The sequence below is a fragment of the Microbacterium sp. UBA3394 genome (genome assembly GCF_002358725.1).
GTDB classification, from domain to species: domain Bacteria; phylum Actinomycetota; class Actinomycetes; order Actinomycetales; family Microbacteriaceae; genus Microbacterium; species Microbacterium luteum.
In genome coordinates this window covers 14892-36302 of sequence record NZ_DEPK01000067.1, presented here as the reverse complement: position 1 = coordinate 36302, position 21411 = coordinate 14892, and the positions used below count along the sequence as shown (strand labels likewise).

The following is a 21411-nucleotide window of genomic DNA, read 5'->3' as shown; positions in this document are numbered from 1 at the left end:
GAAGTGGGTCAGTGAAGACGCCGCAACCCTCAGCTACTACCCGGTCGCGATGCTCACCGCCAAGTCCAACGGCACCAAGTACTCCATCCGTGCCGCGAGCGCCGCCGCGTGCATGGCGCATTATTCGCCCGACGACTTCTTCAAGTTCAACGACACGCTTCTGCGCCAGCAGCCCGAGCTCGACACCGAGGGCTATACCGACATCGAGCTCGCCGACCTCGCTCAGGCCTCCGGCGCGGACGAGCCGCAGACGGTGCGCGACTGCATCGTCGAGGAGAAGTTCGCCGCGTGGGTCAAGTCCGCCACCGACCGCGCACTCGACGGCATCCCCGACACCGACGATGTCTCGCTCACCGGCACGCCCATGGTGCTCGTGAACGGAACGCCGTACGTCGGCGCGCTCGACGACGCCATGGAGTTCGCGCAGTTCGTGCTGACGGTCTCCAGCGACGCCTACTACGAGGCAACCCCGGCTCCCACCCCGAGCCCCACATCGTGAGGCGCGCGTCGGCTGGGTAGACTGGACCCCTTGCCGACTTGGCGCAATTGGTAGCGCACCCGACTTGTAATCGGGCGGTTACGGGTTCGAGTCCCGTAGTCGGCTCCATTGGTGCCCTTGGTGTCGACCCCGACGTTGTCATCGGGCGGTTACGGGTTCGAGTCCCGTCCTCGGCTCCATCTCGAGGCGGGCAGGATGGGGGGATGACCGCCCATCGGATGCTCGCGATGGCGGGTGCCGTGGCGATCGGTGTTCTGACCGCGGTGCAGGCTCGCGTCAACGGCTCTCTCGGAGCGGCGCTGACGGACGGCTTCGTCGCCGCGGCGGTGTCCTTCGGCTCCGGCCTCCTGATCCTCGTCGCCCTCAGCGCCGCCCTGCCCGCCGGGCGCCGGGGTGTCGCGACGCTGGTGCACGGACTGCGCCTGCGCACGCTGCCGGTGTGGATGCTCGCCGGCGGTCTCGCCGGAGCGTTCAGCGTCGCCACGCAGAGCCTGACCGTGGCCGTCATCGGCGTCTCGCTGTTCACCGTGGGCATGGTCGCGGGGCAGGCGGTGAGCGCACTCGTGCTCGACCGGATCGGGTACGGACCGGCCGGCGTCGTCGCCGTGACCGTGTCCCGCGTCGTCGGAGCGGCCATCGCCGTCGCTGCAGTGCTGCTGTCGGTGGCGGGTTCGCCGGTGAACAGCGTGCCGTGGTGGATGCTGCTGCTGCCGTTCCTCGTGGGAGCCGGCATCGCATGGCAGCAGGCGACGAACGGACGCCTGCGGCAACGCGTCGGCTCTGCGCTCACGGCCACGGCGGTGAACTTCGCCGGCGGCACCGTCGTCTTGCTCGTCGCGGCAGCCGTGCACGTCGCCATCGTCGGAGCGCCCGCGGCTTTCCCCGTGGAGCCGTGGCTCTACATCGGCGGCGCGTGCGGCGTCGCATACATCTTCATCGGCGCCGCCGTCGTGCCCTACACCGGGGTGCTGCTCATGGGGCTCGGCGCCGTCGTCGGTCAGCTCCTGACGTCGGTCATGCTCGATGCACTGTGGCCGACGGCGGCGAGTCCCGGATTGCTCACCGGCCTCGCCGTGTCGGCGGTCGCGCTGCTGGGCGCGGCGATCGCCGTGTTTCCTCGCCGCCGGCGCTGAGAATCAGCGCGACCGCTTCTTGCCGGGCATGGATGAGACGAAGGTCGTCGGGTCGATCTCCTTGCCGCGCAGCGGCCTCGACCGCGTCGGCTTGCCGCCGACGTAGAGCCAGCCGAGGAGCTCCTCGTTCTTCGCCAGTCCGTGTGCCTTCGCGACCGCCTTGCTCCGCGTCGCGCCACCGGTGCGCCAGAACACGCCCCAGCCGGCGTCGTCGAGGGCGAGGCTCAGCATGTGGGCGACACCCGAGGCGACGGCCTCCTGCTCCCAGTGCGGCACCTTGCTCTTGCGGAAGCGCACGACGACCGCGAGCACGAGCGGTGCGCGCAGGGGCTTGGTCGAAACGCCCTTGCGTCCCTCTGCCTTGTTGAGGGCGCGGCCGAGACGTTCGCGCGCGGACCCGCGGATCTCGATGATCCGCCACGGCTTCAGCGACGAGTGGTCGGCAACGCGTCCGGCAGCGGCCACGAGATCGAGCAGATCCTCGTGGCTGGGAGCCGCGTCGGTGACCTTCGACAGCGAGCGCCGGCGGCGCATCGCCTCGACGACGCTGGTCACGCGTCGTTCTCGGGCGTGAAGTTCATCGAGAGCGAGTTCATGCAGTAGCGGTCGCCGGTCGGGGTGCCGAAGCCGTCCGGGAACACGTGACCGAGGTGCGAGCCGCAGGATGCACAGCGCACCTCGGTGCGCTCCATGCCGTGGCTGTTGTCCTCGAGCAGCTGCACCGCGTCGGGGCGGATCGACTCGTAGAAGCTCGGCCAGCCGCAGTGGGAGTCGAACTTGGTGCCGCTCTTGAACAGCTCGGCGCCGCACGCGGCACACGTGTAGAGGCCGGCGCGCTCCTCGTCGAGGAGTTCACCGGTCCAGGGACGCTCGGTGCCGGCCTCGCGCAGCACCTGGTACTGCTCGGGGGTGAGCTCTTCGCGCCACTGCGCGTCGGTCTTGTCGACGGAATAGTCCATGGAGATCTCCTTCCCCTCCATTCAACCGCAGCGCGCCGCCCCGGGCGTCGAGTGTGACGATGATGACGCCGACAGCGGACAATGGGCGCATGGATGCCGTGGCCGAGGTCGCCGATCGCTATCGGCGGTTCGCGGCGGCTGAGGCTCCGTCACGATCCTCTCTCTATGCGGAGTGGGCCGCGGGTGTTGCCGACGACGTCGCTGTGTGCCACGTGCTCGCGCGCATCCCGGCCTCTCGCCGGCAGCCACCGCTCGTCTTCGCGGTGACGCGGATGCTGGGCGCGCCCGAGCAGGCGTTCTCGCGTTGGCGCGACTGGCTCCTGGAGCACGCCGACGCCGTCGTCGCCGAGACCTCGCGGCGCTCCCTGCAGACCAACGAGCCCCTCCGGTGCGCCGCCCTGCTGCCGGCGCTCGCGACGATCCCCGGCCCGATCGGCTTCGTCGAGGTGGGTGCGAGCGCCGGTCTCTGTCTGCAGCCCGACCGCTACTCGTACCGCTACCGCCGGCCGGATCGCCTCGACGTGCGACTGGATCCGCCATCAGGCACGTCGCCGGTCGTCCTCGACGCGAACATCACGGGCGACGCTCCGCTGCGCCTGCCCGAGATCCGCTGGCGGATGGGCGCCGACCTCACGCCGATGTCGGCGGGCGATCCCGATGACCGTGCCTTCCTCCTGGCCCTGGTGTGGCCGGGGGAGCGGGGTCGAGGGAAGCGGATCGAGGCCGCGCTCGATCTCGCCCGTCGCGAGCCGATCGAGGTGGCACCCGGCGACGCGAGCGATCCCGACCTCGTCCCTCGGCTCCTCGCGGGGATGCCCGACGGGCTCACCCCGGTCGTGTCGACCCTGGGGCTCCTGCCCCACCTGCCTCGGGCGGCGCGGGAGCGGCTCATCGATGCCATCGCCGGCACCGGGGCCATCTGGGTGTCACTGGACCCGCCGCAGGCGCACGACCGGTGGACAGCGCCCGTCGACCCAGGTGCGGACCGGTTCGTGCTGCACCGCGACGGCGCGCCGCTGGCCTACGCGGATCCGCTCGGCGCATCCCTGGAGTGGCTCACGGGATGACGGTGCCGGCACGGTTACCGTGGACGGCGTGCCCCTCTCCGACCGCGACCGTGCGCTCCTCGATTTCGAGGGGCAGTGGCATCGCCACGTCGGAGCCAAGGAGGAGGCGATCCGCGCGGAGCTCGGGCTCGCCCCGGCTCGCTACTATCAGCTGCTCGACCGGCTGATCGACACAGTCGAGGCGCAGCGTCATGACCCGATGCTGGTGAAGCGCCTGCGGCGGCGCCGCGACGAGTCCGAATCCGGGCACGCGACCCGGTCGATGCCGGGCTGAGCAGCCCGCGGGGCAGATTCCCGGGTTCACCGACGGGTGCCGGTAGCATCGTGGGGTGCCGAAATCGACCTACCCGCGGGATCGCTTCGACAACCTCCCCGCGGACAGCGGGCGCGTCGGCGCCCACCGGGCCGAGAACCCGCACATGCGCGGGTGGGTCGTCTTCCTGTGGGCCGCGGTCGCCACTCTCGTGCTCATCGTCGCGGGCATCTTCGCGACGCTGGTCCTCAGCGGACGCGTCTCCCTCGCTCCCGACGTCGCTCCCGAGCCGACGCCCACGGCGACCATCGAGCCGGTGATCGACACCGCGTACGACGTGCTCGTGCTCAACGCCACCCCCGAGGCGGGCCTGGCCACGCAGGTCAAGGATGTGCTCGTCGAGGCCGGGTGGTCCGCCGATCAGGTCAACGCGAGCGAGGCGGGAACCTCCGACTTCGCCGAGACGACCGTGTACTACGCCTTCCCCGGCGACGAAGCCGCCGCCGCGGGCGTCGCAGAGCTGCTGGGCGGGGCACGCATCGAGCAGAGCGACTTCTACCAGCCGACCGACGACGCCGCCACCGAAGACGTCGACGAGAGCGAATCGGCTCAGCTGACCGTGGTCATCGGCCTCGACCACACCGACAGTGCGTCGGAAGAGACGCCCGTTCCCTGACGCGAACCCCCTCGGGACCAGCGGTTGTTTCACGCCGGTAAATACTTCTATGCGCCCCTGTCAACAGTTGCTGTGATGGCGGTTCGGTGAATTCGCGTCTGCCTACGATGAGCCTGTCCCACCGCACTACAGGAGATTCGCATGGCTCAGGGCACCGTCAAGTGGTTCAACGCCGAGAAGGGTTTCGGCTTCATCACCGTGACCGACGGGCAGGACGTCTTCGTCCACTACTCCAACATCGAGATGAGCGGCTTCCGCGTGCTCGAAGAAGGACAGGCGGTCGAGTTCACCGTCGGGTCGGGCCAGAAGGGCCCGCAGGCGGAGTCCGTTCGCGTCGTCGCCTGACGCGCCGTCACGTCGCGCGCCGAGCGCGTGAGGAAGGGCGGGATGCTGCGGCATCCCGCCCTTCGTCGTCAACACGGACGGTGGCTTGCACTCCCCGGGGGCGAGTGCCAGAATGTATTAGCACTCGTCTCATACGAGTGCTAATGACCGAAGGCCAACGTCCGGGAGGGACGACACACACATGGCAAAGATGATCGCTTTCGATGAAGAGGCCCGTCGCGGCCTCGAGCGCGGCCTCAACACGCTGGCCGACGCCGTCAAGGTGACCCTGGGCCCGCGTGGGCGCAACGTCGTGCTGGAGAAGAAGTGGGGCGCCCCCACCATCACCAACGACGGCGTCTCGATCGCCAAGGAGATCGAACTCGACGACCCGTACGAGAAGATCGGCGCGGAGCTCGTCAAGGAGGTCGCCAAGAAGACCGACGACGTCGCGGGCGACGGCACCACGACCGCCACCGTTCTCGCTCAGGCACTCGTCCGCGAGGGTCTGCGCAACGTCGCAGCCGGCGCCGACCCGATCTCGCTCAAGCGCGGCATCGAGAAGGCCGTCAAGATGATCACCGACCAGCTGCTGGCCGACGCCAAGGAGGTCGAGTCGAAGGAGCAGATCGCCGCGACCGCGTCGATCTCCGCCGCTGACCCCGAGATCGGCGAGCTCATCGCCGAGGCGATCGACAAGGTCGGCAAGGAAGGCGTCGTGACCGTCGAGGAGTCGCAGACCTTCGGCACCGAGCTCGAGCTCACCGAGGGCATGCGCTTCGACAAGGGGTACATCAACCCCTACTTCGTCACCGACCCCGAGCGCCAGGAAGTCGTCTTCGAGGACCCCTACATCCTCATCGCGAACCAGAAGATCTCGAACATCAAGGACCTTCTGCCGATCGTCGACAAGGTGATCCAGGACGGCAAGGAGCTCCTCATCATCGCCGAGGACGTCGAGGGTGAAGCCCTCGCGACCCTGGTGCTGAACAAGATCCGCGGCATCTTCAAGTCGGCTGCCGTCAAGGCTCCCGGTTTCGGCGACCGTCGCAAGGCTCAGCTGCAGGACATCGCGATCCTCACCGGCGGCCAGGTCATCACCGAAGAGGTGGGCCTCAAGCTCGAGAACACCACGCTGGACCTCCTCGGCCGTGCTCGCAAGGTGATCATCACCAAGGACGAGACCACGATTGTCGAGGGCGCCGGCGAGGCGGACCAGATCGAGGGTCGCGTGACCCAGATCCGTCGCGAGATCGACAACACCGACAGCGACTACGACCGCGAGAAGCTCCAGGAGCGTCTCGCCAAGCTCGCCGGCGGCGTGGCCGTCATCAAGGCGGGTGCGGCGACCGAGGTCGAGCTCAAGGAGCGCAAGCACCGCATCGAGGACGCCGTCCGCAACGCGAAGGCCGCCGTCGAGGAGGGTGTCGTCGCCGGTGGTGGCGTGGCCCTCATCCAGGCCGGCAAGGGCGCGTTCGCGAACGTCGAGCTCACCGGTGACGAGGCGACCGGCGCCAACATCGTGAAGGTCGCGATCGAGGCTCCGCTGAAGCAGATCGCTCTGAACGCCGGCATGGAGCCGGGCGTCGTGGCGAACAAGGTCGCCGAGCTGCCCCTCGGTCACGGTCTGAACGCCGCGACCGGCGAGTACGCCGACCTGTTCGAGCAGGGCATCATCGACCCGGCGAAGGTCACCCGTTCGGCGCTGCAGAACGCCGCGTCGATCGCGGGCCTGTTCCTCACCACCGAGGCCGTCGTCGCCGACAAGCCCGAGAAGGCTGCGGCCGCTCCGGCAGACCCCACCGGTGGCATGGACTTCTGATCCCACCGGTCGAGGTCGAGAAGATTCGACAGCACGAAGCGCCCCTCCTCGCGGAGGGGCGCTTCGTCGTCTTCTACCGGAACAGGCCGGCGGTCGTCTGCTCGGCGTCGGCGTACTGACGGCCGGCCTGCTCGAGCGCGGCGCTGATGGTCGCGAGCGATTCCTCGACCTGCCGTTGCGTGCCGCGCCACTGCTCGACGACGCCCTGGAAGGCCATCGCCGCCGGTCCGGTCCACGAGGACTGCAGCTGGGTGAGCTGCGCGAGCATCGCGTGCACCTCGCCCTGCAGTCGGTCGACCGTGCCGCGGACGGCGGTCGTGGTGCTGAGGACGGCGTCGCTGTCGACGGAGAGCGACAGATTCTCGTCACCCCCACACCGATAGGATCCCGCCATGGAAATCTTCCTGATCTACGTCCTCGTGCCGCTGCTGCTCCTCGCCGTCGGCCTCGCGGTCGCGTACTTCATCATCAAGGCCGCCGTCATCAACGGTCAGCGGCACGCGCGCCGCGAAGCGTACGTGGAGGACTTCCTCCCCGAGAAGGCGACCTGGCTCTCGCCCCGCCAGCGCGAGGAACTCAAGGAGCACGCCGCGCGCCTCGGCGGCGTCTAAGCCGCCCGCTCCCGCACACGCCGCGCGGTGAACGGATCATGCGCGATCCCATCCCGCGACCGCGCGGCCCGCTCGAGCAGCTGATAGAACCTCGCTGGCGTCACGCGCAGCTCCGCCCGGATCGCGGTCTCCTTCGCTCCCGTGTGACGCGGATGCGCTGCTTCAAAGTCGAGAAGTCGCGCCGGGCTGTGCATAACTACCAGTGTCCAGCCGGCCACCGACATACACTCCCCGCATGGACCCGCTCGATCTCCCGACCGTCGCCTGCCCGGTGTGCGGGACGGTCCTCGAGGATCCCACCTACTGCCGCGCCTGTCGGATGCCCGTGATTCCATCCCTCAGGTGACCAAAAATCGGCGGTACGAGGCGCACTACGACGCGCTCAACGACCGTCGCATCGCGGAAGCCGAACAGCGACCCTGCACCCTTCCCTCGTCCGCGTATGGTCCGCAGCCGATTGAGTGGGCGGATCGGAGCCGGCCGGCGGTGTGGGTGTGGATCACCTGGCCGCACAAGATCGCCGAGCGGGTGCCCGCGTTCGCGACCGGATGGAACGACCGCGTCGTGATCGTCGAATGGGAGACGGCCACCGGGACGCGGAGCACGGTCGTGTGGCGCAATGCCGTCACCCGGCGCGTTGCCTAGTTGTCAACGAGGGGAACGGACTGGATGGCCCAGACGCCCTCCACAGCAGGGATCTCAGCCGGGACTGAGTACGACCCATTCTGCTCCGCCATCCGCGCGACAGTGCGCATGCTGTCCACCGTGATGATTGCGACGGTCACCGTGAAGTCCTCGCCAACCTCCGACGCGTCTCCCGCCCACCCATCACACGTGAACGAGCCGTTTCCGGGAACCACGCATGCCGCGTCGGCGGGGTGAGTGCCGCCCTCGCCGTCGCTCCTTGATGAGAACGCCCACAACACGCGGTCGTCGACATTCTGAACCTCGCCTTTGACCGAGTAGGCGGATCCCGCCCCTCCCCAGTCCGTCGAGGTGATGCGTAGCTGCGGAGGTGTGGCCGGGGCGAGAGAGGACAGCGGTAAGCTCACGATCACCGCAGCGCCGACCGCGCCGAACGCCGTGATCAATGGGGGGACGATCGTCCGTCCCCATCCTTTCCGCTCCGAGCCCTCCGGCTCGTCGCGATCAGATCGTGTGCTTTTCTCGTCCACACCTAGATCATGGCGTAGCCACCCACGAACAAGAATCGCCCCCTCGGACCCGCTCCGCGAGGGAGACGAGCCCGAGGGGGCGTGATTCACCAATATGCATGTTATTGGTGACAAAGTTCTGCGGTTGAATAGAGCGCATGACCTTCGACACCGCTCGGCTCTTCATCAACGGGGGCGGCATCGGCTTCGCCGCCGGGGTCATCTGGGTGTTCGGGGGCTGGATCGTCAACGGATACCCAGACCCGTTGTCCTTCCTATTCCTCGTCGCCGGCGGCGTGATGGTGATCATCGGAGCACTCGCGATCGTGCACCTCAACCCGCCCCGTGAGACGGAACAGTCCGATCGAGGCGACGCATGAAGACCATCGCTCGCAGCGACGTAATCGCTGGCGTCGTCTTTGTCGTCGCCGCAGCCGCCATGGTTCTGCTGATCGGCTCCGGCAATCTCTGGATTCTGGTAGCTGTCGTCGCGGGTGTCATCGGGATTCTCATGGGCGCGAACCGCGGCATGCCCTACCTGATCGCCTTCGCTGCGCTGTGCAGCGCAACCGGGGTCAGATCCGGATCGATCACGATTGGCGATGTCTTCGCACTCGGCGCGGTCGCGTTCGGACTGATCGGCCGCCTCCTGCACCGTGAGCGCATCCCACTTGGCTGGCCGTACCTCGCCCCAGTCGCAGTGCTCCTATGGGGGCTCGCTCTGGCTGCCACCAACGACATGTCCGTCATGCCGGTGCTCATCTTCGCCGGCTCCATATTGATCGTTCTCGCCGCGGTGTCGCTGCCGGTGCGCCGCGAGCAGCAACTTGACATCGTGGCCGCTGCTTTCGTGCTTGGCGCCACGCTGAATGCAGGCACCGCCATCCTGGATTACCTAGGTATCTTCGACCCCGAGATCATCACCGGCGTCTCTCGAATGCAGATTCGCCCACCAGGTCTGACGACGCACAGCAACCAGCTAGGGCTGATCACCAACCTCGCTTTGCCGTTCTCTTACTACCTCGCCGGGAGACGAAAGCCCTGGATCTTGGCGAGTACCATCCTGCTGGGCGGCGCGCTCGCGTCAGGTTCTCGCGGGGCACTTCTCGGCGCGGGCATCGTAACTCTGCTCTATATCTTCGTCTCGGGACGTATGGTGTTCCGCAAGTTGACGTTCGCAGTCGCCGCACTGCTGGTCGCCGCCTTCATCGCCCTCGACCTAGGACTGAGCACCGGGCTAACGCGACTGCTCGGTGACGACTCCGCCGAGACATCTGACCTCGAGCGAATCCGCCGGATCGAGGTCGCTTGGCAGGAGTTTCAAACCCACCCGCTAACCGGCGTTGGATTCACAACCGCCGAAGCGCACAACTTCTACCTGGAGCTGTTGCGGTCGGGCGGTCTCGTGACTCTCTTGATCATGGTCGTCTTCGCTGTCGCGATGCTGCACGCCGGGTGGAAGCTACGCCATCAGTTCGCCGTCGCGGTGCCCGCCACTGCGGCGGCGGCCACCTGGTTCGTGCTCGCCATCCAGCACAATGCACTCAACCTGCGTTTCATCTGGGTTCCGCTCGCGGTCATTGCCGCTTGCATCACCCTAAGCAAGAGAGGGACGACCCCGCCCGCACGGAGTAGTGCTAGTGGGGTCGTCCCCGCATCAGGGCGAAGGATCAGGATGGTTGAGTCAGGCGCTATCCCATTCCAGCCCGTCGAGATGGACGACAGTGTTTCCGGGGGTAGCCGGGGTGAGGTTTCCCGAAGCCGTCGTCGTGACAAGACAAATTGACGTGGTTCCGCCGGTCGCCGTTGCATTTTGACGGCTCTGTACGTCTGGACGAGCCCATACCGGGAGAACCGCGAAAACGGCGCCAGCAACGACGCCGCTAGGCGCGGAGATAGCTCCCCGCACCTTGACTCGTCGCCCTTCTCGCCGCACCTGTGGGGGCCGGAAGCCGGCCGCTGCCTCGTACGGCGTGTTGAGGGCTAGCTCGGTCCATCCGTCCACGTCGGGGCCATGCACGTTGAGCGTTCCTCGATTGTCGGGAAGCCGCACTCGGGCGACGTTCGCGTCCATCGACATGACGTAGATATCGATGCCGGGAGAGGCGTAAGCGTCGCCAGGGTTTGTGTCATAGACCGCCCCCTCGGTCGTCGTGACGAGCCCCACACCGTCCTCTATGAACAGCCCGTAATCCTCGGTGGTGCGGTGCGGGTCGATAGAGGCGTTCGGAACCTCGGTGACCTTGTTCATGTCGCCGCCAACGAGGAACTCTCCGCGGAAACGGTCGTTGATTCCGTAGGACTGCTCGTCGGTGTTGTCGACGTAGATGTCGGCGTATCCGAGGCCGGGTGTGATCGAGCCGTCCGCGGCGTTGAATGCCAACTGCCCGTTGTTCATCGCCTGCGCCTGCACGTATCCGGTAATGAACTGGTCGAACCAGATTCCGTGTGAGCCGTTGAACGATGCTACGAGGCCGACGTGATTGTGGCGTTGCACGTTGTTGAACTCGATGCCGATGCCGCCATTCCACTTCGCAACGACGTTGACGGTATGGCATTCGGACTGATCCGACCACCACCCCCGCCCGACGTTGTGATGCAGGTACACGTTGGTGAGGAAAATCTGCCGATTGCGCTTCGAGGTCACAAGACCGTCTCCGACGCAATCATGAATCTCGACGTTCGTGATGTGCGACGGTCGGGTGAACACGCCGTCCTCGCCCATGAGTGTCATGCCGTTGGCGCGGCCGTTCTTGATGATCACATTGTCCATGCGGAACTGGTCGCCTACCCATGCGCGAACGAGCGCCGTCGTGCCACCTGTGACCGCTTGCCCCACCTTGTTCCCGTCGATTGTGAGGTCGCGAATTCCCGCGCGCGGGGTCGGAGTGTTTGCGACTCCATCGTTCTCCAGATTGATGACCTGCATCGGGTTGGTGTTGTCGGGCACGCGCAACGTGGTCGAGGACACGCCATCTCCAACGATTTCGACACCAGACGGGATGAACACGCGATCGTCGAGGCAGTTGAATGTTCCGCGACCAAGGCGAAGAGTGCCGCCACCGCGCGCCTTGATCCCGTCCAGCGTCGACTGTAGTACTGCGGCGTTGACAAGAAACGCCGGGCCCAGATACGCGATAGCAACTTCAGTAATCGTGGCTTCTAGTTGGTTTCTGGTCTGGGTGCCGGGAGTGGCGATGTACGTCGAAACGGCCTCGTCGTTCTCGACCGCGTTCGCACCCGGGATGCCCGGCTCACCCTGCGGACCCTGCGCACCATCGACACCATCCGTGCCCGGCTCACCCTGCGGTCCCTGCGGGCCGGCGGGGCCGGTGATGTCCCCGATGAGTACCTTCGTCATGCGTCGTACCTCCACACCTGTCCAGTGTCCGAATCGAATCCGTAGTCCCCGTCCACGGCCGTGTCGGGGAAGTCGAGCCCGCCAGTGAGATCCCACATGTACGGGTTGGGGCCGCCGACCCCCTCGCCGCGGTTGTAAAGCAGCTGCGCGTACGTCAACGGGCCCACGCCGTCAGGGACGAACACGCCCTTGAACGACTTCAGGGTTTCCCCGTCGAGGTCCTGCCAGATCGTGAGGGTCGTGCCCTCCGGGGTGACCGGGACCGTCCACCCGTCCTCCGGGCTCCCGTCCCGCACCGCGATCGTCGCGACCGCTTCGGTGACCAGGCCCTCCGCGATCTCAAACGCACGCGACGCCTTCACCTTCAACACGCCGCGGGCGTTGCGCCCCGACGAATCGAGGATCGGCCCCGTCACAGGTCGTCTCGCCATGGTCTACCCCTTGTTCTCTGCGATGCGCCGCTCGATCGCGGCAAGCTGATCTGACAACCACCGTCGATTCGACGATGGGATCGGATATCCCGACACCACACGCTGCGGGGCGAGCTCGATGTCGACGTCTCCCTCGGCGCGGAATGACACCCGGATGATGCGTTCCCGCACCGTCTGCTCTGGGCCGCGCGCGTTCTTCGCTTGGCGGATCTTCGCGTGGTCGCCGGGCTGGTAGGTGCCGAGCGCCGGGTGTGCGTACCGCTTCGCTTTCAGCGTGCGTGTCTCGATGTGCGTGGAACCACGGAGGACACCTTCGTCGGCGTACGCCTGCAGGGTCTCCGCGCGGAGCACGGTGGAGCGGTTCTCCCAGTCCTCGAGGAGCGGGAAACCCGCGTTGGTGAGCGCGTCAGAGTCGGCGACGGCCTGCAGCTCGAGGTCTTCGGGGAAGAACGGGAGGTGCTCGCCGGTGCGGATCACCATGGCGCCACCGCACGCGAACGCTTCGCCGCCGGCGGACGGGTCGCCGATGCAGTCGAACTTCGCCGTCACCGTCCCGGCCGGGGCGGTCTCGGTCTGGTAGTGCTCCACCCAATCTGGTGCGTCCGGGGCGTTCACCCACGGGGAGTACCGGTACTCGATCACGTCGCCGTCGGCGTCGAGGAAGGTCATGCGGGTGCGCATGGGGCGTCCGGAGACCTGTGCGCGGAACGCGGCGAACATCGTGATCGTCTCGTCCGGTTCGACATTCACGGTCGTGCGGGAGCCGAAGAACGCGTCCCCGCTGCCAGCGGACACCCACCGGCCGTAGTTCGTGCCGAAGTACGGGTTCCCGCCCTCGACGATCTCCCACGACGAGGCGGTGACGCCGATGCCCCACCCGTCGTCACCGTCAGCGAACGCAGCGTTGCGGAGTTCGTTCTTCACCGTCGCGCCGGTGAGGTAGCGGCGGGAGTGCAGCTGACGGCCGTCGCGCTCGAGCGAAGGCATGACCGCGTGCGGGCCCGGCGCGGACACGTCCCAGTACCAGTCCGCCCCGGCCTGGGACAGCTCCGGGTCGCCCGTGACGAGCGCCCACCGCACGAACCGGCGGTCCGGGGTGATGTAGGGCCGGAAAGCGATGTCGGGGCCGCCCTCGACCTCCGTGAGGCGCCGGAGCGCGTCGCCCACGGTGACGCCGTCGGAGCCGGGGTACTCGCGCACGTGCTCGCCGAGGATGTCGGCCTCGTAGTCGATCGGGAGATCAGCGTTCGCGTGGGAGCATGCCTGCTGGACGAGACGCTTCACGATCGTCCGCAGCGACAGGCCCTCCCACCGGGACGTGACATCGCGGGGAAGCTGCCCGGGCGTGAGCGGGGGCAGCACGCGGCGGTGGTCGAAGTACGACCACAGGCCACCCGCCACGAGCCGGGACGTGTACGGGAAGCTGAACGGATCCGCCCACACCGGCCCCGCCGCGAGGAGACGGTCGCCGGACATGATGCCGACGAAGTCTCGCCCGGGCACGAGCTGCTGCGGGAGGTCGATCACGACGCCCGTGTCGGGGTCGCGGAGCGGGAGCCGCAGGTTCGCGTCGATCGACTCCGCATCGTTCAGCACCAGCTCCGTCGTCGACGAAAGCGTGAGGATGCGGCGGAGGGTGATCTGCCCCGCCTGCAGTCCACCACCGGCGACGAGACGCCCCCCGATCAGATACGTGCTCACCGCCACCCCCTCAGGTCAGTCGTCGTCTCGTTGTTCCAGAGCGCTCTGGTATTCGTCCCGGGTCGCCGTCGACGGGTCGGGAAGAGTCGTGATCACCTGCACGCCGTCGGCGCGGCCGTCGACATAGGTGACGGGCTGACGAACGGAGCCGAGAAGGAACCGTTCGACGATCGGCCACCGCTTCCCCGCCTCGCGTGCAGCCCAGTAGTAGGCGCCGGTCACGAGACCGATGCAGGCGGCGGCGAGCAAACCGGCCGCAGTCAGCTGGAACCCGGGGGCCGCGTCGGCGAGCACACCGTCGATCGCGGCGATGACATCGGCCGCCACGGGGATGCGACTGATCAGCCAAGCGAGGAACGCGCCCACAGCGGCGGGGATCGCGGTGCGGATGGTGGCGAGGATCAGATCCTGGCGAGTGTTCATGAGTTCTCCTGGTCGTTCGTGTTCTCGATCTCTCGCCAAAGGGCTTCGTCCTCGCGGGCGAGAGAGGTGAGCTGTCGGTCGACGTCGTCCATGCGGCCGTGTAGACCGGAGACGCCTTCCTCGACGCGGCCGAGCGCGTCCTTGATGGATGAGCCGTTGTTCGTGTGGGTCTCGTGGTGGATACTGTCGATCTGTCCCTGCATCGCGGTGACCCGTTTCGCGAGCGCAGGGAGCTGCACGAGCGCATCGACGATCTGGACAGCGTTCTTCAGGAACGGCCAGAGGCGCACGAGTGCTGTGATGAGCGCGACGATCGCGACAGCCCAGAACACGAGTTGGAGCGCACTGGTGTCGGCGAGCAGGAACTTCAGCCAGTCGGGAACTGTCATCCACTCACCACCCACAGGATTTCGAGGACGAGCACGGGCATGAGGCCGACGAGGAGGATCGCCGGCGGCCAGGGCCCGCGCCACCACGAGGGGCGGCGGCGCGGGCCGGCGTGACGGTAGACGGTGCGCATCAGAACGCAGCCGCGTTCTCCCGCTCAGCGGTGTCCCACGAGCTGCGGGTCTGCTTGCCCGGGATGCCGTCGATCTTCCCCCGGTACGGGTTGGACTTCCGCGACGCGAGCCACACCTGGTTGGCCTTCACGTCGTTGCGGTCCCACTTCCCAGCGCGCAGGTTGCGGCCCAGCGCACGCTGCGCGTAACCCTTCGCGTTCAAGAAGCGTCGGTGCGCGGCGACCGTCTGGCTGCGGCCATCGGGACCGCCAGGGTTGTTGTCGATGCCGGCGCGGTAGTTGTAGTGGACTCGGAGCATCTCCTGCACCCCGGCCCAGCGCCACTTGAGCATTGCCGAGGCTGGGGTGACGGCGCTCGTGACGGCTGACTTCACCGCGGTCGCGGCCTTCTTGACGGTGCCGTACACGCCGACCTTGACCTTGTGGTTCTCAAAGTGCCACCCCTCAGAGGCGGGGACACCCCAGCCGCCCCACGTGAAGCCGTACTTCGCGCCGAGGCGGACCGCGACGTTGTGGCGGTGCGTGCCCTTGGTGGTCACGCCGGCGTCACGCCCGGAGTCGTACAGGTCAAGCGCGCGGGGACCGGCGGGGCCGATCTCGCAGTGAGACGACTCCTTCGGATCAGCCCACTTCACCTTCGTACGCCCCGAGAGGTAGTCGTCGCGACCCTTCTGCTGCTCGGCGACAGTCCGGGTGCCAGATCGGACGTGGAGCGTCTGGCCGGTCTCCTTCTTGAAGTCGGCCGCCCACTTTCGGAAGGCGGACGCGACGTTCTTCTCGACCCGCTGGCCGTCGATGTAGTCGTACTGGTATCCCACGGTGGTGTCCTTTCACGACGAAGCCCCCGGCGGACTGCCGAGGGCTTGATGGGGGTGTTGCTCTATCGGGTGGGCCGCCATCCGTCAGCGGTCTTCTTCCACCGGCGGGTGCGTTTCCACCCGTCCGCGGTCTTTCTCCACCGGACGATGTCGCGCCAGACGCCATCGACCTTCCGACGGCCGCCCGGGAGCGTTTCGAACTCGGCGTACGAATCGGACCAGTCGCCCCAGCCGTCCTGGTTCTCTGCCTGGACGATGAAGCCCATCAGGGTCCCGGGCGGGAGGTTCGTGAGGTCGACATAGCGGCGGGAGTCGTCGGTGTACCCCTCGGCGAGGATCGTGCCCCCAGAGTTCGGAGGCGTGCGCACGCGGTAGTGGTACTGGCGAAGGGTGCCGTTCGCAGACGGGGCGCCCCAGCTGATCCGCGCGGAAACTGCCGTGATATTCGACACGCTGCGGCCGTACACCGCAGCAGGCCGGCGATCGAAGTCGTCGAGCTCAACCTGACGTGTCGTGAAGGAGGTCGACGTCCACGACGTGCCGCCCATGCTCCCGCTTCGGACTCCCACCCACGCGGATTTGCTTCCGTCTGAGCTATGGCCGACGTAGCGCGACCAGGACGCGAGCTTCTTCCAGGATCCCGACACTGTCAGCGGCGCGGAACCTCGCACGGAGGTCTGCCCGTCGATCTCGAGTTCCCAGTAGCCGCCTTGCCCGCCGCCGGTGGTGAACCCGGATGTCTTGCCCCACAGCTCGACCGTGACCAGCGACCTGTTGTTGGCCGACTCGGTTGCCGAGTTCCAGCGGATCTCCGCCTGACCCCCGGGCCAGTTGACGCCGACACCGAAGCTTCCCGACTTAGCCATCGGTCACCACCGCTCTCAGAGGATCTGGTCGTAGATGTCGCCGACGTCTCCCAGACCGCTCGGCGGGGCGCCGTTGCCGCTGAGGAAGCCGAGCGCGGTTCTGGCAGCGCTCTTGGTGCTCGCCCCGGTCCCACCGCGCGAGATGGGGAATACGCCGGTCGTGATGATCCCGGCGTCGAGGTTCTCGAGCGCCTGCGCGTTCAGCCCCGTCACCGGAGCGACGTTCGTGAACGCGGCGCCCGTGGACGTGTTCGTCGCTCCCGGAGCGATCACCTTCTGGGCGAGCTTGTACGCACCCGCCGGGAGCGTCGGTTCTTCCGGCGTCGCCGCTGGTGCGCCCTGCGCGACATCGACGATGAAGTCAGGATCGACCTCAGGGCCGTCGATCGCAGGATCGGGCTGTAGCGCGTAGATCACGTCGATGCGCGGATTCACGCCGTCAGACGGATCGGTTGACACCGTCACCCCGAGCGGCAATCCGACGAGGTAGGCGCCGTTGGCGTTGTTCGGGCGAACGATGACCAGCCCGCCACCGGAGACGCCGTACTCCATCGCCGATGGTGAACCCGTGACGACGAAGTGGTCCGTCCCGAGACGCCCAGGGACCGCAACGCCCGGCGCGGACTGCTTCAGCAGGACCGCAATCGCCAGGCGAATCCCGATCGCCGGCGTTCCCTTCCGGTCCTCGTCGGGCGTCTCCGACGTGCCGTTCAGCGATACGACGAACCCAGCAGGTGTGCTGACCATGTTCAGACCTCCTCGAGCTGGGCGAGCGCTTCATCGATCGCAGCGTCAGCGTCGGCGCGGGACTTGTCCTGCCCGTCGAGCGCGAACAACGCCATCTGCAAGTTGCGTGTCTCCTCGCGCCTTGCCGCGAGATCCTCGCGCAGTCCGCGGCACGTGGCGTCCGCCTCACGAACAGCGGTCTCGCTCGCGTGCACCTCGATGACCTTCGCGTTCAGCGCAGACTCGATCAGCTCCCGATTGCTCGTGCTCACCAGAAGACCCCCTTCGGGTAGTAGGTGACCTCGAGCTGCGCACCCAGCCCCGGGTCGATGGCATTGAAGAAGTAGCCGCGGGTCTGCTCGCCGTTGACGGGCACCCACCCGGCCTGGGTGAGGTTGTGGGACGAATCGACACCGTCGAGGGCCGCGAGGCCGCCGAGATACGGCGACAGCACCAGCTCCTGCCCCGCCGCGACGGGTGCTGCGTACTCGATCACCCGGTTCTCTGATGTGATCGTGAACCCGCCGAGCGCGCCGCTCACCTTGAACGTCGGGAAGTAGTCAGCTGTGCCCGGGTTCGACACCCGGAACACGCCCGGGAATGACACCGCCCCGGACTCCCCGAAAGACATCGACCCGTCCACGACCGGGAACCGGAGACCACCACTCGGCGCTACAGTCGCGCTCACCTTGAACGAATCCTGGTCGGTGTACTTCCGCGGGTCGTGCGTCCAGATCGGCAGCTGGAACTCGCAGATCCGGTCAGTGATCTCGCGCACGCGCACGCGGCCGCGGATCTTCGCCTCACGCAGGTGCAGCCACCGGCCCGCGTTGTACACCGAGAACCCGAGATCCAGACGGGGCGCGATTGCCGCAGCCCACGTCCGGATCTCTCGCTCAGCCCACTCCGCCGACACGGACTCGTGACGCCCGGTGAACGCGAACATCCGCGAACTCATGAGCACCGCGTCCGGAGCGAACGAACCATGCTGCCCCGGGATCGGGTCGTCGTCGAAGCGGGTCTCAGGGGAGTCCCACCACTCGTCGAGCCCGTTCGTGTGAATCCACCACCCCGACGGGTGCCGGTCGACGGCGCGGAAGCGGCGGCCGGCGACCTCTACGATCACTTCGTCTTGAGCCACTTCACTTCCTCCACGAACTCGTGCACCACACGGTCAGCGTCCGGTTCGGGAAGCGCCGGCATGGTGATGTTGAAGGTGTCGCCACCGCTCACGACCGGAGCCGAGGCGTAGCCGCCACCGTCGGCGTAGCGAGCGGCACCGCGCGGCACGAGGTCGTAGCCAAACTCGTTCGCCGCGTGCGCGAGCACCTGCGTCGACCTGGCACGCTTCGCAGGCGCCACGGGGATGTAGTACTCGCCGCCCGTCTCCGGTTCGGCCCACACCCGCCACGTGCCCGCACGCGCGAACTGCGCGACATGGTTCTCGTGACGGCCGCCGCCGGAGTAGAACTCGACCTTGCCGCCGTCGGCCTGCTGCAGCATCGACCGGCCACCACCGCCGCCCGAGTTGATGGCGTCGATGTAGATGTTGAACCGTCGTCCCGCGTTCCGGGCGATGAAATCTTCCACCGACGCCTGCGCGTTCGCGGTCTCCGCGATCAGCTCCCACTCCGTCTCATCCGGGATCCGGAAGATCTGGTCCGCGAGAGCCTGCGCCTGCTCGGCGTTGTATCCGAGATCCTGTGCACGGTCGATCAGCGCCTGACGGCTCGACTGCAGCGTGGACCGGTACGAATCGGTGTTCCCATCGAGCGCGTACTGCGCGTCCGCGGCCTTCTGCGCGTCCTCCGCGAGTCCGACGAGCATGCTCATGTTGTCGCGGCCGGCCTGCGTGTTCGTGTCGAGCGACAGTGCGTGCCCTTCGACGCCGTCGCGGGCGTCCTGGATGGCCTGGTCGACCTCGGCGAGAGCGTCCTTGTAGTCGAGGTTCGCGGAGATCGCGTCCTGCCCGACCCCGTTGGCCTCATTGATCACGTCGATCAGTTCCTGCAGCTGCGACGTGAGGTCGCCCGACGCGTCCGCGGCCTCCATGTACGCCTCGGTCGCGGTCTGCGTGGACTCGGTGTTGTCGTCCGTCGCGCGCGCAGCCTGCTCCCGCAGGGTCGTCGCGCGCTCCTGCGCCTCCCGTTCCGCGTCGACCTGCTCGCGCAGGGTGCCGGCGGACTGCGACAGATCGAGGTAGCTGATGCCGAGCCGGTCCGCCATCTCCTGCGCGGCCTCACCGCCACCGGTCGCGGTAGTGAGGATCTCGTCGAGTTCCTTCATCGCCTCGACGTTGCCGGTGACGGCGTCCGTGACGAGGTTGAGGGAGATCCCGAGCTTGTCGGCGTTGTCGTAAGCGGACCCGAAGTTCAGGAACGCCATCGTGCGCTCGGCCTGCAGGTTCGCCTCCGCGAGATCACGGACGGCCTCGGCGCTCTCACCGAGCGCGTCGGCGTAGGACTGCGCCTTCTGCTCCGCGAGCTGCTGCTCAGCGGCGAACATCGCCACGATGGTCGCGCCGGCCGCGAACGCGAGGCTCCACGGTCCGAACAGGAACCCGGTGACGCCGCGCAGAGCTGCCGTGGTCTTCGGCATCTCCTTCGCGAGGGTGGCCTGTGCGGCCCGGAACTCGACGACCTTGGGGATCGCGAGCAGCAGTGCACCACCGAACAGCGCCACAGCGCCCGCGGCGAGGCCCAGCACGGCCGTGACAGCCTTCACCGGCTCCGGAAGGTCGCCCACGAACCCGGCGACCTCCGAGACCGCCTGAGAGACGTCCTTCAGGACGGGCAGGAACACGGACCCGAAGTCGATCGCCGCGTCGCGGACGTTGTTCGACATGATCTGCAGCTGCGCCGCGGTCGTCTCGTACCGCTTCTCCGCTTCCGTCTGCAGGGCCACGTTCTCGTCGAACGCCGCGTTTCCCTGCTGCATGGAGTCGGTGAACTGGTCCGATGCGGCCGCGGAGCGCAGCAGCGCGTCGCGCATCCGCACCTCGGTGATGCCGAGGTCGGCGAGCACGCCCAGCGTGGACGTGCCCTGCTCTTCCGCATTCGCAAGACCCTGCACGAACAGGGCGAGCGCGGCGCCGGGGTCGGAACGCCACTTCTCAGCGAACGTGTCGGCGGAGACGCCGGCAACCCGAGCGAAGGTCTCGAGGCGGTCGCCGCCGGCATCCACCGAAGCGGCGATGTCGATCATCACCTTCGAGACGGCGGACCCGCCGGCCTCGGCCTCGATGCCGACGGAGGACAGCGACGTCGCAAGGCCGAGCACTTCGCCCTCGGTGAGGCCGATCTGCTTTCCCGCACCCGACAGGCGGGTCGCCATCGCGACAATCTCCGCCTCCGTGGTCGCGTAGTTGTTGCCGAGTTCGACGACCGCGGAACCGAGGTTCCCGACCTGGTCCTGACTGGTGCCCATCACGTTCATGAACCGGGCGAGCGACGTCGCCGCCTCGGTGGCCGAGAGGTTCGTCGTCTCGCCGAGATCGATCATCGTCCGGGTGAAGGACGCGACGTTCTCCCGCTGCACACCGAGCTGACCCGCGGCCTCAGCGACCGCCGCGATCTCCTCGTGCGACGCGGGGAGCACCCCGGTCAGGGATCGCAGCTGGCCCTCAAGCTCGCCCATCTGCTCGGCGTTGCCGTCTACGGTCTTCGTGACGCCGGCCCACGCCGACTCCCAGTCGACCGCGGCCTTCACGGCCAGGCCGGTCATGGCGATCAGCGCGCCGCCCGCGAGGACGAGGCTGCCGCCGATCTCCTTCGCGGCGCGCTTGCCCTCCTCGGACAGGCTGCCCAGCTCCACCGCGTACTCACGGATCTTCGGTCGGTTCCGGCGGAACGAATCACCGGACCTGTCGGACGCCTTGCCGGCGTCGTCGACGTCGGTCTTCGTGGACTTAGCGGCCCGGCCGACCTTCTGGAAGGACTTGTCCGCTTCGTCCATCTCCCGGGCGAACACCGCGGTCCCCGCGGCCTGGATCCGGAAGATCAGCGCTCCGACGTCGAACATCGGCGATCACCTCCGAATGCAGCCAGGTGCCCTCGATGTCAGGGAGA

28 protein-coding genes and 1 tRNA gene are annotated in these 21411 nt (G+C 67.5%); 12 read left to right on the top strand and 17 right to left on the bottom strand.

Annotation, left to right across the window (positions count from 1 at the left end; translation table 11 throughout):
* From B4E30_RS03915 to B4E30_RS03905, 3 genes are all read left to right on the top strand, one after another.
* Positions 1 to 499: DsbA family protein (locus B4E30_RS03915; RefSeq protein ID WP_286793583.1), on the top strand; the 499-nt coding region annotated here is incomplete at its 5' end.
* A 32-nt stretch (positions 500 to 531) separates the two neighbouring features.
* Positions 532 to 607, top strand: a tRNA-Thr gene (locus B4E30_RS03910).
* Between the two features lie 95 nt (positions 608 to 702).
* Positions 703 to 1632: a DMT family transporter gene (locus B4E30_RS03905; protein ID WP_286793582.1), complete on the top strand. Its 930-nt coding sequence runs from the start codon at positions 703 to 705 to the stop codon at positions 1630 to 1632.
* 3 nt (positions 1633 to 1635) lie between these two features.
* Here the strand turns inward: B4E30_RS03905 and B4E30_RS03900 are convergent, their stop codons facing one another.
* Together B4E30_RS03900 and msrB are read right to left on the bottom strand one after the other, a co-directional pair.
* Complete coding sequence (locus tag B4E30_RS03900) at positions 1636 to 2166, bottom strand: nitroreductase family protein (protein WP_286793585.1); 531 nt, start codon at positions 2164 to 2166, stop codon at positions 1636 to 1638.
* A gap of 17 nt (positions 2167 to 2183) precedes the next feature.
* Positions 2184 to 2591, bottom strand: a complete 408-nt coding sequence (msrB, locus tag B4E30_RS03895) for a peptide-methionine (R)-S-oxide reductase MsrB (RefSeq protein WP_071044463.1) — start codon at positions 2589 to 2591, stop codon at positions 2184 to 2186.
* 89 nt (positions 2592 to 2680) lie between these two features.
* On the opposite strand from msrB, the gene B4E30_RS03890 reads away from it, so the two are divergent.
* The 5 genes from B4E30_RS03890 to groL all read left to right on the top strand — a co-directional run bounded on the left by B4E30_RS03890 (position 2681) and on the right by groL (position 6733).
* Complete coding sequence (locus tag B4E30_RS03890; protein ID WP_286793581.1) at positions 2681 to 3658, top strand: DUF2332 domain-containing protein; 978 nt, start codon at positions 2681 to 2683, stop codon at positions 3656 to 3658.
* Between the two features lie 28 nt (positions 3659 to 3686).
* Complete coding sequence (locus tag B4E30_RS03885; protein ID WP_286793580.1) at positions 3687 to 3932, top strand: DUF3263 domain-containing protein; 246 nt, start codon at positions 3687 to 3689, stop codon at positions 3930 to 3932.
* Between the two features lie 55 nt (positions 3933 to 3987).
* Positions 3988 to 4587, top strand: coding sequence for a LytR C-terminal domain-containing protein (locus B4E30_RS03880; protein ID WP_286793579.1), 600 nt, complete (start codon positions 3988 to 3990; stop codon positions 4585 to 4587).
* 141 nt (positions 4588 to 4728) lie between these two features.
* Positions 4729 to 4932, top strand: coding sequence for a cold-shock protein (locus tag B4E30_RS03875; protein WP_071044466.1), 204 nt, complete (start codon positions 4729 to 4731; stop codon positions 4930 to 4932).
* A gap of 181 nt (positions 4933 to 5113) precedes the next feature.
* On the top strand, positions 5114 to 6733 hold the full coding sequence (gene groL, locus B4E30_RS03870; protein WP_071044467.1) for a chaperonin GroEL: 1620 nt from the start codon (positions 5114 to 5116) through the stop codon (positions 6731 to 6733).
* A 73-nt stretch (positions 6734 to 6806) separates the two neighbouring features.
* Here the strand turns inward: groL and B4E30_RS03865 are convergent, their stop codons facing one another.
* Positions 6807 to 7127 (bottom strand): WXG100 family type VII secretion target, encoded by a 321-nt coding sequence (locus B4E30_RS03865; RefSeq protein WP_286793578.1) that lies wholly within the window; start codon positions 7125 to 7127, stop codon positions 6807 to 6809.
* On the opposite strand from B4E30_RS03865, the gene B4E30_RS03860 reads away from it, so the two are divergent.
* Positions 7126 to 7344 (top strand): hypothetical protein, encoded by a 219-nt coding sequence (locus tag B4E30_RS03860; RefSeq protein WP_286793577.1) that lies wholly within the window; start codon positions 7126 to 7128, stop codon positions 7342 to 7344. The genes B4E30_RS03865 and B4E30_RS03860 overlap by 2 nt on opposite strands.
* Here B4E30_RS03860 and B4E30_RS03855 read toward each other — a convergent pair.
* On the bottom strand, positions 7341 to 7538 hold the full coding sequence (locus tag B4E30_RS03855) for a DUF3263 domain-containing protein (protein WP_286793584.1): 198 nt from the start codon (positions 7536 to 7538) through the stop codon (positions 7341 to 7343). The two genes, B4E30_RS03860 and B4E30_RS03855, sit on opposite strands and share 4 nt — an antisense overlap.
* A 148-nt stretch (positions 7539 to 7686) precedes the next feature.
* On the opposite strand from B4E30_RS03855, the gene B4E30_RS03850 reads away from it, so the two are divergent.
* The gene (locus B4E30_RS03850) at positions 7687 to 7989 is read left to right on the top strand and encodes a hypothetical protein (RefSeq protein ID WP_286793576.1); all 303 of its coding nucleotides are present in this window, start codon (positions 7687 to 7689) and stop codon (positions 7987 to 7989) included.
* Here the strand turns inward: B4E30_RS03850 and B4E30_RS03845 are convergent.
* Entirely contained in the window at positions 7986 to 8519 is a 534-nt protein-coding gene (locus B4E30_RS03845; RefSeq protein ID WP_286793575.1) for a hypothetical protein, read from the bottom strand. The two genes, B4E30_RS03850 and B4E30_RS03845, sit on opposite strands and share 4 nt — an antisense overlap.
* A gap of 137 nt (positions 8520 to 8656) precedes the next feature.
* Between B4E30_RS03845 and B4E30_RS03840 the strand changes: the two genes are divergently transcribed.
* Entirely contained in the window at positions 8657 to 8878 is a 222-nt protein-coding gene (locus tag B4E30_RS03840) for a hypothetical protein (protein WP_286793574.1), read from the top strand.
* A complete protein-coding gene (locus B4E30_RS03835; RefSeq protein WP_286793573.1) occupies positions 8875 to 10284 on the top strand; it encodes an O-antigen ligase family protein in 1410 nt (469 codons plus the stop codon). Before B4E30_RS03840 ends, B4E30_RS03835 begins: the two co-directional genes overlap by 4 nt.
* On the opposite strand, the gene B4E30_RS03830 is transcribed toward B4E30_RS03835, so the two are convergent.
* From B4E30_RS03830 to B4E30_RS03775, 12 genes are all read right to left on the bottom strand, one after another.
* Positions 10183 to 11859, bottom strand: coding sequence for a collagen-like triple helix repeat-containing protein (locus B4E30_RS03830; RefSeq protein WP_286793572.1), 1677 nt, complete (start codon positions 11857 to 11859; stop codon positions 10183 to 10185). The two genes, B4E30_RS03835 and B4E30_RS03830, sit on opposite strands and share 102 nt — an antisense overlap.
* Positions 11856 to 12290 carry a hypothetical protein gene (locus B4E30_RS03825; RefSeq protein ID WP_286793571.1) on the bottom strand — a complete coding sequence of 145 codons (435 nt, stop codon included), beginning with the start codon at positions 12288 to 12290 and terminating at the stop codon, positions 11856 to 11858. Before B4E30_RS03825 ends, B4E30_RS03830 begins: the two co-directional genes overlap by 4 nt.
* Before the next feature lie 3 nt (positions 12291 to 12293).
* Positions 12294 to 13991: a hypothetical protein gene (locus B4E30_RS03820; protein ID WP_286793570.1), complete on the bottom strand. Its 1698-nt coding sequence runs from the start codon at positions 13989 to 13991 to the stop codon at positions 12294 to 12296.
* Positions 13992 to 14006: 15 nt separating this feature from the next.
* On the bottom strand, positions 14007 to 14414 hold the full coding sequence (locus B4E30_RS03815) for a hypothetical protein (RefSeq protein WP_286793569.1): 408 nt from the start codon (positions 14412 to 14414) through the stop codon (positions 14007 to 14009).
* Entirely contained in the window at positions 14411 to 14803 is a 393-nt protein-coding gene (locus B4E30_RS03810; protein WP_286793568.1) for a hypothetical protein, read from the bottom strand. Before B4E30_RS03810 ends, B4E30_RS03815 begins: the two co-directional genes overlap by 4 nt.
* A complete protein-coding gene (locus B4E30_RS03805) occupies positions 14800 to 14934 on the bottom strand; it encodes a hypothetical protein (RefSeq protein WP_286793567.1) in 135 nt (44 codons plus the stop codon). The genes B4E30_RS03810 and B4E30_RS03805 overlap by 4 nt, the downstream gene beginning before the upstream one ends.
* Positions 14934 to 15752, bottom strand: a complete 819-nt coding sequence (locus B4E30_RS03800; RefSeq protein WP_286793566.1) for a hypothetical protein — start codon at positions 15750 to 15752, stop codon at positions 14934 to 14936. Before B4E30_RS03800 ends, B4E30_RS03805 begins: the two co-directional genes overlap by 1 nt.
* A 62-nt stretch (positions 15753 to 15814) precedes the next feature.
* On the bottom strand, positions 15815 to 16618 hold the full coding sequence (locus B4E30_RS03795) for a fibronectin type III domain-containing protein (protein ID WP_286793565.1): 804 nt from the start codon (positions 16616 to 16618) through the stop codon (positions 15815 to 15817).
* Positions 16619 to 16633: 15 nt separating this feature from the next.
* Complete coding sequence (locus tag B4E30_RS03790; RefSeq protein WP_286793564.1) at positions 16634 to 17365, bottom strand: hypothetical protein; 732 nt, start codon at positions 17363 to 17365, stop codon at positions 16634 to 16636.
* Positions 17366 to 17367: 2 nt separating this feature from the next.
* The gene (locus B4E30_RS03785; RefSeq protein ID WP_286793563.1) at positions 17368 to 17616 is read right to left on the bottom strand and encodes a hypothetical protein; all 249 of its coding nucleotides are present in this window, start codon (positions 17614 to 17616) and stop codon (positions 17368 to 17370) included.
* A complete protein-coding gene (locus B4E30_RS03780; RefSeq protein WP_286793562.1) occupies positions 17613 to 18485 on the bottom strand; it encodes a hypothetical protein in 873 nt (290 codons plus the stop codon). Before B4E30_RS03780 ends, B4E30_RS03785 begins: the two co-directional genes overlap by 4 nt.
* Positions 18467 to 21364, bottom strand: a complete 2898-nt coding sequence (locus B4E30_RS03775; protein ID WP_286793561.1) for a phage tail tape measure protein — start codon at positions 21362 to 21364, stop codon at positions 18467 to 18469. The genes B4E30_RS03780 and B4E30_RS03775 overlap by 19 nt, the downstream gene beginning before the upstream one ends.
* Positions 21365 to 21411: the final 47 nt, after the last annotated feature.

Excerpts from the sequence above, each read along its gene's own strand:
- B4E30_RS03860 (WP_286793577.1), top strand. The coding sequence starts at position 7,126 with ATGGAAATCTTCCTGATCTACGTCCTCGTGCCGCTGCTGCTCCTCGCC.
- B4E30_RS03840 (WP_286793574.1), top strand. The coding sequence starts at position 8,657 with ATGACCTTCGACACCGCTCGGCTCTTCATCAACGGGGGCGGCATCGGC.
- B4E30_RS03855 (WP_286793584.1), bottom strand. The coding sequence starts at position 7,538 with ATGCACAGCCCGGCGCGACTTCTCGACTTTGAAGCAGCGCATCCGCGT.
- B4E30_RS03875 (WP_071044466.1), top strand. The coding sequence starts at position 4,729 with ATGGCTCAGGGCACCGTCAAGTGGTTCAACGCCGAGAAGGGTTTCGGC.
- B4E30_RS03825 (WP_286793571.1), bottom strand. The coding sequence starts at position 12,290 with ATGGCGAGACGACCTGTGACGGGGCCGATCCTCGATTCGTCGGGGCGC.
- B4E30_RS03905 (WP_286793582.1), top strand. The coding sequence starts at position 703 with ATGACCGCCCATCGGATGCTCGCGATGGCGGGTGCCGTGGCGATCGGT.
- B4E30_RS03835 (WP_286793573.1), top strand. The coding sequence starts at position 8,875 with ATGAAGACCATCGCTCGCAGCGACGTAATCGCTGGCGTCGTCTTTGTC.
- msrB (WP_071044463.1), bottom strand. The coding sequence starts at position 2,591 with ATGGACTATTCCGTCGACAAGACCGACGCGCAGTGGCGCGAAGAGCTC.
- B4E30_RS03830 (WP_286793572.1), bottom strand. The coding sequence starts at position 11,859 with ATGACGAAGGTACTCATCGGGGACATCACCGGCCCCGCCGGCCCGCAG.
- B4E30_RS03890 (WP_286793581.1), top strand. The coding sequence starts at position 2,681 with ATGGATGCCGTGGCCGAGGTCGCCGATCGCTATCGGCGGTTCGCGGCG.
- B4E30_RS03795 (WP_286793565.1), bottom strand. The coding sequence starts at position 16,618 with ATGGCTAAGTCGGGAAGCTTCGGTGTCGGCGTCAACTGGCCCGGGGGT.
- B4E30_RS03775 (WP_286793561.1), bottom strand. The coding sequence starts at position 21,364 with ATGTTCGACGTCGGAGCGCTGATCTTCCGGATCCAGGCCGCGGGGACC.
- B4E30_RS03805 (WP_286793567.1), bottom strand. The coding sequence starts at position 14,934 with ATGCGCACCGTCTACCGTCACGCCGGCCCGCGCCGCCGCCCCTCGTGG.
- groL (WP_071044467.1), top strand. The coding sequence starts at position 5,114 with ATGGCAAAGATGATCGCTTTCGATGAAGAGGCCCGTCGCGGCCTCGAG.
- B4E30_RS03900 (WP_286793585.1), bottom strand. The coding sequence starts at position 2,166 with ATGCGCCGCCGGCGCTCGCTGTCGAAGGTCACCGACGCGGCTCCCAGC.
- B4E30_RS03865 (WP_286793578.1), bottom strand. The coding sequence starts at position 7,127 with ATGGCGGGATCCTATCGGTGTGGGGGTGACGAGAATCTGTCGCTCTCC.
- B4E30_RS03810 (WP_286793568.1), bottom strand. The coding sequence starts at position 14,803 with ATGACAGTTCCCGACTGGCTGAAGTTCCTGCTCGCCGACACCAGTGCG.
- B4E30_RS03815 (WP_286793569.1), bottom strand. The coding sequence starts at position 14,414 with ATGAACACTCGCCAGGATCTGATCCTCGCCACCATCCGCACCGCGATC.
- B4E30_RS03790 (WP_286793564.1), bottom strand. The coding sequence starts at position 17,365 with ATGGTCAGCACACCTGCTGGGTTCGTCGTATCGCTGAACGGCACGTCG.